This window comes from Ruegeria sp. YTSC199 (assembly GCF_059609725.1).
The window spans coordinates 1-2,981 of record NZ_JBXWMF010000065.1 but is presented as its reverse complement, the minus strand read 5'-3'; the positions used below and the strand labels follow the sequence as shown (position 1 = coordinate 2,981).

Annotated in this window: 3 protein-coding genes; all 3 read right to left on the bottom strand. The window is 59.7% G+C overall.

Annotated features, from left to right (window positions below; genetic code table 11):
- Positions 1 to 884, bottom strand: an 884-nt coding sequence (gene folD, locus AC2FEE_RS25500) for a bifunctional methylenetetrahydrofolate dehydrogenase/methenyltetrahydrofolate cyclohydrolase FolD (protein ID WP_496868210.1), incomplete at its 3' end; no start/stop codon positions are given.
- A 53-nt stretch (positions 885 to 937) separates the two neighbouring features.
- Complete coding sequence (locus tag AC2FEE_RS25495) at positions 938 to 1,243, bottom strand: chorismate mutase (protein WP_496868209.1); 306 nt, start codon at positions 1,241 to 1,243, stop codon at positions 938 to 940.
- 57 nt (positions 1,244 to 1,300) lie between these two features.
- Positions 1,301 to 2,977, bottom strand: a complete 1,677-nt coding sequence (locus AC2FEE_RS25490; protein ID WP_496868211.1) for a formate--tetrahydrofolate ligase — start codon at positions 2,975 to 2,977, stop codon at positions 1,301 to 1,303.
- Positions 2,978 to 2,981 lie beyond the last annotated feature (4 nt).

Below are 2,981 nucleotides of genomic sequence, written 5' to 3'. Positions count from 1 at the left end.
GTCAGGCCTTCGGGTTCCGGGAGTTTGTTTGCGCGGCATGCGGCTGTGAGGGTATTTGCAAGCAGGCAGGCAATGGTCATGGGGCCGACACCGCCGGGGACGGGGGTGATGGCTCCGGCGCGGGCTGCGGCGCTGTCGTAGTCGACGTCACCGACCAGCTTGTTCTTGCCGTCACGCTCGATGCGGTTAATACCCACGTCGATCACGGTGGCGCCTTCCTTGATCCAGTCGCCCGGCACCATCTCGGGGCGGCCAACGGCGGCAACGACGATGTCGGCGCGGCGGACGACGTCCGGCAGATCCTTGGTACGCGAATGCGCGATGGTCACGGTGCAGCTATCACCCAGCAGCAGCTGCGCCATCGGTTTACCGACGATGTTCGAGCGGCCAATGACAACCGCATCCATGCCCGACAGCGAACCATGGTGATCGCGCAGCATCATCAGGCAGCCCAGCGGCGTACAGGGCACCATCGACTTCTGACCGGTGCCCAACAGACCCACGTTCGAGATGTGGAACCCGTCGACATCTTTGGCCGGATCGATCGAGTTGATCACCAGATCCTCGTTCAGATGCTTGGGCAGCGGCAGTTGCACCAGAATGCCGTGGACTGCCGGGTCGTTATTCAGCTTGTCGATCAGCGCCAGCAAGTCTTCTTCGGATGTATCCACATCCAGCTTGTGCTCATACGAGTTCATGCCGACCTCTACGGTCATCTTGCCCTTGGAGCGGACATAAACCTGGCTGGCCGGATCCTCGCCCACCAGAACCACAGCCAGACCGGGCGTGATGCCGTTTTCCTCTTTCAGCTTTGCAACCTGATCGGCCACTTGCGCGCGCACTTTCGCCGCAAAGGCCTTACCGTCGATAACCTGCGCTACCATCCTTTGATCCCTTCTTTCAAAAAACGGATCGGGCGCACAAAGCGCCCGGTTCTTCAGTCGGGGCCGAGCACGCGTTCTTCGCGGGCAATCGACCAGTCAATCAAGATGCGCCAGAGTTTCTCGGCAAGATCAGGGTCCATGCCCAGCTCGTCGGAACTCTTACGCACACGCTGCACCACATCTTCGACACGATCCGGGATGCGGGCTGGCAGGCCCTCGCCGGGTTTCAGCTCGGACGCGCGGTCGATGTAGCTTGCGCGCGTTACCAACAATTCGATCAGTTGGCGGTCGAGCTTGTCGATCTGAGCCCGCAATGCCTGCATCGAATGGCAGTCTTGCGGCGGTGTCAGAGTGGGCATTTTAATCTCCTGTGGCCCGGGGATATCCCCGGACCACGAGATCTCTCATTCGGGCGCTTAGAACAAGCCCTCGATCTCACCTGCGTCGTTAAGACAGATGGTTTCGGCAGCCGGTTTGCGCGGCAGACCCGGCATGGTCATGATCTCACCGCAGACAACCACGATGAACCCGGCACCGGCAGACAGGCGAACCTCACGCACCGGAACCGAGTGGCCGGTCGGCGCGCCGCGCAGCGACGGATCGGTCGAGAACGAGTATTGGGTTTTCGCCATGCAGACCGGCAGATTGCCGTAACCTGCTTCTTCCCACTCGCGCAGTTGGTTGCGGATCTTGTTGTCGGCCAGAACCTCGTCGGCGCGGTAGATGCGCTTGGCAATGGTTTCGATCTTTTCGAACAGTGGCATTTCGTCAGGGTAGATCGGTGCAAAGTTTGCAGCACCGTTTTCGACGATTTCAACAACTTTCTCGGCCAACGGAGCGGAACCGTCAGAACCCAGTTCCCAGTGCCGTGACAGGATCGCTTCCACACCGTGCTCGGCGCAGTAGTCCTTGACCGCCTGCACTTCGTCATCAGTGTCGGTGACAAAGTGGTTGATGGCGACAACAACCGGCACACCGAAGGATTTCACGTTCTCGATATGGCGACCCAGGTTGGCACAGCCCGACTGAACCGCGTCTACGTTTTCCGCGCCCAGATCGGCCTTGGCAACGCCGCCGTTCATTTTCATCGCGCGCACAGTGGCAACCAGTACCACAGCCGACGGTGCGATGCCCGCCTTGCGGCACTTGATGTTCATGAACTTCTCGGCACCCAGGTCAGCCCCGAAACCTGCTTCGGTCACAACGTAGTCAGCGACTTTCAGCGCGGTCTTGGTTGCGATGACCGAGTTACAGCCATGCGCGATGTTCGCGAACGGGCCACCGTGGACAAAGGCCGGGTTGTTTTCCAGCGTCTGCACCAGGTTCGGCTGCATGGCGTCTTTCAGCAGAACGGTCATCGCGCCTTCGGCCTTGATGTCGCGGCAGTAGACCGGAGTCTTATCGCGGCGGTAGGCGACGATGATGTCACCCAGACGCTTTTCAAGGTCTTTCAGGTCGTTGGCCAGGCACAGGATCGCCATCACTTCCGAGGCCACGGTGATGTCAAAACCAGCTTCGCGCGGGAAGCCATTCGACACGCCACCCAGCGATGCAGTGATCTGACGCAGAGCACGGTCGTTCATGTCGACCACACGACGCCACGCAACGCGGCGGATATCGATGTCACACTCGTTGCCCCAATAGATGTGGTTGTCGATCATTGCCGACAACAGCGAGTGGGCCGAGGTGATGGCGTGGAAGTCGCCGGTAAAGTGCAGGTTCATTTCCTCCATCGGAACAACCTGCGCATAGCCGCCACCTGCAGCGCCGCCCTTCATGCCGAAGTTCGGACCCAGCGAGGCCTCGCGAATACAGATCATCGCGTTCTTGCCGATGCGGTTCAGGCCATCGCCCAAACCAACGGTGGTGGTGGTTTTACCTTCACCCGCCGGGGTCGGGTTGATCGCGGTGACCAGGATCAGCTTGCCGTCTTCACGGTCCTGAACCGAATTGATGAAGTCCTGACTGACCTTCGCCTTATCGTGGCCATAGGGCAGCAGATCGGCAGAATCGATGCCTATCTTGGCACCGATTTCCTGAATCGGCTTCTTGTTCGCTTCGCGGGCGATTTCGATGTCGGATTTGTAGCTCATTGGG